The organism is Enterorhabdus sp. P55, from assembly GCF_009911695.1.
GTDB lineage: Bacteria > Actinomycetota > Coriobacteriia > Coriobacteriales > Eggerthellaceae > Enterorhabdus.
The window spans coordinates 1-5,297 of record NZ_QWKK01000131.1 but is presented as its reverse complement, the minus strand read 5'-3'; the positions used below and the strand labels follow the sequence as shown (position 1 = coordinate 5,297).

General features: G+C 71.4%; 5 protein-coding genes. 1 reads left to right on the top strand and 4 read right to left on the bottom strand.

Annotated elements, in window-relative coordinates; translation table 11 throughout:
• Positions 1-132: 132 nt before the first annotated feature.
• A complete protein-coding gene (locus D1643_RS09640) occupies positions 133-1,101 on the bottom strand; it encodes an L-lactate dehydrogenase (protein WP_160710420.1) in 969 nt (322 codons plus the stop codon).
• A 71-nt stretch (positions 1,102-1,172) separates the two neighbouring features.
• Between D1643_RS09640 and D1643_RS09635 the strand changes: the two genes are divergently transcribed.
• The gene (locus D1643_RS09635; RefSeq protein ID WP_160710419.1) at positions 1,173-2,570 is read left to right on the top strand and encodes a sodium-dependent transporter; all 1,398 of its coding nucleotides are present in this window, start codon (positions 1,173-1,175) and stop codon (positions 2,568-2,570) included.
• A 252-nt stretch (positions 2,571-2,822) separates the two neighbouring features.
• On the opposite strand, the gene D1643_RS09630 is transcribed toward D1643_RS09635, so the two are convergent.
• The 3 genes from D1643_RS09630 to D1643_RS09620 form a co-directional block, all read right to left on the bottom strand.
• On the bottom strand, positions 2,823-3,683 hold the full coding sequence (locus tag D1643_RS09630; protein WP_160710418.1) for an RNA methyltransferase: 861 nt from the start codon (positions 3,681-3,683) through the stop codon (positions 2,823-2,825).
• Positions 3,684-3,847: 164 nt separating this feature from the next.
• Positions 3,848-4,285: a thioesterase family protein gene (locus D1643_RS09625; RefSeq protein ID WP_160710417.1), complete on the bottom strand. Its 438-nt coding sequence runs from the start codon at positions 4,283-4,285 to the stop codon at positions 3,848-3,850.
• Position 4,286: 1 nt separating this feature from the next.
• Complete coding sequence (locus D1643_RS09620; protein WP_160710416.1) at positions 4,287-4,778, bottom strand: pyridoxamine 5'-phosphate oxidase family protein; 492 nt, start codon at positions 4,776-4,778, stop codon at positions 4,287-4,289.
• Between the last annotated feature and the right edge of the window lie 519 nt (positions 4,779-5,297).

The window sequence follows — 5,297 nt, the reverse complement described above, 5'->3', positions numbered from 1 at the left end:
GCCCGCGGCCTGCGCCGGCTGCGCACCCGCGCTCGGCGCACACATGCCCGGCGCACCAGCGGCCCCGCACTCGGCCCCGCGCCCAGCGAACTCGCGGCCCCGCGCTCGCGCGAACCCGCCCTCCTGCGCCTCCTACGCGCCCGCGTCCTCGAGCGCGATCTCGTCGATCACCTCGCGCAGCAGCGCGGCGGACTCCTTCAGGCTCTGCTGCTCGGCGTAGTTGAGCGACGGGGGCATGCGGCCCTCGATGCCGGCGCGCCCCACGATGCAGGGGGTGGACAGCGCCACGCCCTCGATGCCGAACTCGCCGTGGAGCATGTTGGACACCGACAGCACCGACTTCTCGTCGCGCACGATGGCCTCGCAGATGCGCTTGACCGACAGCGCGATGCCATAGTAGGTGGCCCGCTTGCGGCGGATGATCTCGTAGGCGGCGTTGCGCACCAGGTCGCTCATCTCGTCGCGGAAGGCGGCATAGGAGCCCTCGGCGCGCATGTTGAAGAAGTCTTCGAGCGGGATGCCGGCCACGTGCGCGCTCGACCAGGCGATGATCTCGCTGTCGCCGTGCTCGCCGAGGATGCGGGCGTGGACGTTGCGCGGGTCAACCTCCAGGCGCTCGCCGATGATCTGCTTGAGCCGCGCGGTGTCGAGCACCGTGCCCGAGCCGATCACCCGATCCTCCGGCATCCCCGACAGGCGGATGGCCGCATAGGTGAGCACGTCGACGGGGTTGGACACCACGAGCAGGATGCCGCCGCAGTCCCGCGCGCGAATCTCGCCCATGATGCCGCGGAACACCTCGACGTTGCGGTGCACGAGGTCGATGCGCGTCTCGCCCGGCTTCTGCCCGACGCCTGCCGTCACCACGATCACGCCGGCGTCGGCGATGTCGTCGTAGGTGCCGGCGTAGATGCTCATGGGGCTCGCGAAGGCCATGCCGTGGCTGATGTCGAGCGCCTCGCCCTCGGCCCTCTCGGCGTCCACGTCGATGAGCACCATCTCCGAGAACAGCCCCGACTCCAGCAGCGCGAAGGCGGACGCCGATCCGACGAACCCGCATCCGATGACGGCTACCTTCCGATCGTTGACCTGGCCCATGATCACCCTTTCTCCCGAGAAATTCCGTCGTCGAAGGGTATCATGATAGGCTCCGCCAGAGGAAGGGGAGCACCGTGCGAGAAAACCGCGAGAATTCTGTTGAAGTGGAGGCCCGGGCCGCCGACGCGGCGGCCGATGCCGCCTCCTCGGCGAAGGGGCGTGATGCGTGGGCGTCGCGCACCGGGTTCATCCTGGCCTGCGTGGGCAGCGCGGTGGGCATGGCCAACATCTGGCTGTTCCCCTATCGCGTGGCCGACTTGGGCGGCGCGGCCTTCCTCATCCCGTACCTGCTGTTCGTGGCCTTGCTCGGGTTCTCCGGCGTCATCGGCGAGATGGCCTTCGGCCGTGCGATGGGCGCCGGTCCGCTCGGCGCCTTCGGCAAGGCCATGGAGCTGCGCGGCGTGGCCCACGGCCGCGTGATCGGCCGTATCATCGGGCTCGTGCCCACCATCGGCCAGCTGGCCCTGGCCGTGGGCTACGCGGTGGTGCTGGGCTGGGCCGTCAACTACCTGGTGGCGTCGCTCGACGGCCAGCTCATCAGCACCGACCAGGTGGGCGCGTTCTTCGGCGCTGTGGCGTCTGAGATGGGCAACGTCGGATTCCACCTGCTGGGGCTGGGCGTCACCTTCGCCATCATGATCCTGGGCATATCCCGCGGCATCGAGCGCATCAACAAGGTGCTCATGCCGGCGTTCTTCGTGCTGTTCGTCATCGTGGGCATCCGCGTGTTCATGATGCCGGGGGCCTTCGAGGGCTACGAGTATTTGCTCGTGCCACGCTGGGAGGCGCTCGCCAACCCCACCACCTGGGTCTACGCGCTCGGCCAGGCGTTCTTCAGCCTGTCGCTGGCGGGCGGCGGCACCCTTGTGTACGGCAGCTACCTGAAGAAGGACGTGGACGTGGTGCGCTCGGCCCGCGACGTGGCCATCTTCGACACGCTGGCGGCGCTGGTGGCGGCGTTCACCGTGGTGCCGGCGCTGTTCGCCTTCGGGCTGGACGTGTCGAGCGGCCCGCCGCTGCTGTTCATCACGCTGCCGGGCGTGTTCCAGGAGATGCCGCTGGGCAACCTCTTCATGATCGTGTTCTTCCTGGCCGTCGTGTTCGCCGCGGTGACGAGCCTCATGAACCTGTTCGAGTCGCCGGTGGAGGCGCTGCAGGACCAGTTCCGCCTGCCGCGCTGGGCGGCTGTGGCCGTGGTGGCGGTCATCGCCGTGGCCGTGGGCCTGCCGCTTGAGAGTGGGGACGCGGTGTCGCTGTGGATGGACGTCATCTCCATCTACGTGATCCCCGTGGGCGCGTTCCTGGCGGCCGTCATGTTCTTCTGGGTGTGCCCGCGCGGGTTTGCCAAGAAGCAGGCTGAGCTGGGCCATGGCCCGATCGGCCGCTGGTTCGACGTGCTCACGCGCTACGGATTCGTGGGCATCACCGCCGTGGTCATCGTGCTCGGCATCTTCTTCGGGGGCATCGGCTAGGAACGCGATCGGCGCGCGGCCGTGGCCGGCGTCGGGACGTCGGAAGGGCGGGGAAGGGGTCGTCGCGCGTGGCGTGGCGGCCCCTTCTCTTGTGAGGGGGCCGGTGGGATGCGGCCGCGCGTCAAGCGGCCGGCACGCGGGGGGAGCGCCGGCCGTGCCGGCCGGGCCCTCCAGGGCGCCCCGCGGATCGCGCGTCGCCCCACCCGGGGGGCTGCCCGCGGCTCGCACGTCGCACGCGACGCGTCCTGCCGGCTAGCGCACCCGCGTCTCCCAGAACGCCACGGCGCTCGCGGCGGCCACGTTGAGCGAGTCCACGCCGTGGGCCATGGGGATGCGCGCCACCCAGTCGCAGGCGGCGATGGTGGCCGGCGCGAGCCCGTCGCCCTCGGTGCCCAGCACGAGCGCGAGCCGCTCGCAGGCGGCCAGGCGCGCATCGTCGATAGCCAGCGCGTCGTCGGCGAGCGCGAGCGCGCAGGTGGCGAACCCCGCCGCGCGCAGCAGCGCGGGCCAGTCGGCGTCCACCCGCGCCCACGGCACCTGGAACACCGTGCCCATGGACACGCGGGCCGCGCGGCGGTAGAGCGGGTCGTGGCAGCGCTCGGTGAGCAGGAGCGCGTCCATGCCGAGGGCCGCCGCGCTGCGGAAGAGGGCGCCGATGTTGGTGTGGTTGGCTACGTCCTCGAGCACCGCCACGCGTCGCGCCCCGGCCAGCAGGGCCGCGGGATCGGCCGGGGCCGGGCGGCGGAAGGCGGCCAGCGGCCCGCGCGTGCGCTCGTAGCCGGTGACGGCGCGGCGCTCGGCGGCGGTGAGCACGAAGGCGGGGGCCGCGGGGTCGGCGGCGACCATGCGCGCGACCAGGGGCTCGGCTGCTGCGCGCCAACGTTCCTCGGTGATCAGGGCGAACGGGGCCAGGCCCGCGTCGAGCGCCCGCTCGATGACGTTGGCCGACTCGGCGATGAACAGCCCGCCGGCCAGCCGCTCGGGATCGGCCGACGCGTCGAGGGCGCGGGCAAGCCCCACCAGCTGGCGCGGGTCGCGCAGCTCGGCGTCGGTCAGCGACGAGAACACCGCCAGCCGCGGGTCGTCCAGCGTGTCGGGACGGGTGAGCGTCATGGGGCCTCCTGAGGTCGGGGACGGCTGGCGGGCAGGGCGCTGCGCCTGGCTGTCTGGCCTGCCTGCGGAAGGCCGCCTCGGTCGCGGGCGGCGCGGCGGCTGCGACCCCGCGGGCTGCCGGGAGAGGCGCGCGCCTGCCCGCCGCGCAAGACTCGGCGCGGCGCCTACGCCTCCGGCTCGACGATGCCGTCGTAGAACGCGTAGAGCTCGGGCAGGGCGCGCTTGATGCTCACGGGCCGGAAGGTGTCGCGCTCCACCATGCACGCGGTGACGTGACCGCTGACCAGGGGCTTGGCCGTAGCGGGATCGTCGCCTTCGCGGAACACCCGCTGCAGGTAGGTGGTCTTGGTAGGCCGCGACTCCACCACGCGCGTGGCCACGAAGGCGCCCTCGCCATAGCGCAGCGGCTCGCCGTATTGCAGGTCGACGGCGTAGATGGGGCACATATAGCCCGCCTCCTCGATGGAGGCGTAGGGGAAGCCCGCCTTCTCCAGGAAGTCGGTGCGGGCGTCCTCGAAGTACAGCAGGTAGTTGGCGTGGTAGACCACGCCCATCATGTCGGTCTCGGCGTAGCGCACCGCTATGGGGGTGATGACCTCCATCCTAGGCCTCCTTGCTGGGAACGAGCTCGATGGCCTGCTTGCCGGTGAGCTGCTCCACGTCGATGACCACGATGGCCGTGCGACCGATGAGCTTGTCGATCTCCTCGTCCACGCCCTCCTCGAGCCCGGCGCAGTAGCGCAGGGCGAAGGCGCGGCAGAGGGCGCGCTTCTCGGCCTCGTCCTCGACGATGCGCGCGGTGCCGAAGGCGATGGCCGACGTGAACACGTTGGTGTAGATCTCGGGCCGCACCTCGTTGGAGCCCACCACGACGAAGGACACGCGCGGGTCGGCGCGCAGGGCGTCGAGCTTGTGGCCCGCGGGCGCGCAGTGGAAGACGATGCGGCCGTCGAGCCACGCGTAGCTGAGCGGCACGGCGTAGGGGAAGCCGTCGGTGCCGGCGGTGCCGAGCACGCCGTAGGCCCCCTCCTCCATGATGCGGATGGCGTCTTCGGGGGCAAGCTCCTGCTTGCGGCGGCGCATGGCGGGCGGCATGGCGTGGTCCTTTCGGTCGGGCGGCGGGCGGCGCGCGGCTGGCGCGGCGCCCGATGGGCCGGTCGCTGGGCCGGCATTGCGCCATTGTAGGGCTTTCGCCCCCGTCGATGGTGGGAAAGGAGCGCGGGTGGCGCCTTCGCGGACGAGAAAAAGCATGATTTCGTGCAAGAAATGACGGGTTTGCATGGGAAAAGCGCGCGAATCGTCCTCCTTTGCGTTGCGGCTCGGGTGATCGGGAATCCTCGATCGGCAGTGATCTGGGGTTATGCCGAGCGTGTTCGCCGCAGGGGCGCGCCTGGCCTTGCGATTCGATGCAGAGCCGTCATTTCTTGCACGAAATCGTGCGAAACCGCGCCCGAGCGCTCGGAGGGGGAGGGCGGCGTTCGAGACGGCGCGGCCGACGCGGGTGGGCGGCGCGGTCTGCGGAAGGCAGTCGGCTCGGGCTCCCGGCGCGGCCGCGAAGGGCGGCTGGCCCGGGCTCCCGGCGTGCCGGCCCCCGGTGTCAGCGCGCGAGCAGGC

Bases quoted from the DNA above. Each gene is read 5' to 3' on its own strand.
- D1643_RS09630 (WP_160710418.1), bottom strand. From the start codon at position 3,683: ATGACGCTCACCCGTCCCGACACGCTGGACGACCCGCGGCTGGCGGTG.
- D1643_RS09625 (WP_160710417.1), bottom strand. From the start codon at position 4,285: ATGGAGGTCATCACCCCCATAGCGGTGCGCTACGCCGAGACCGACATG.
- D1643_RS09620 (WP_160710416.1), bottom strand. From the start codon at position 4,778: ATGCCGCCCGCCATGCGCCGCCGCAAGCAGGAGCTTGCCCCCGAAGAC.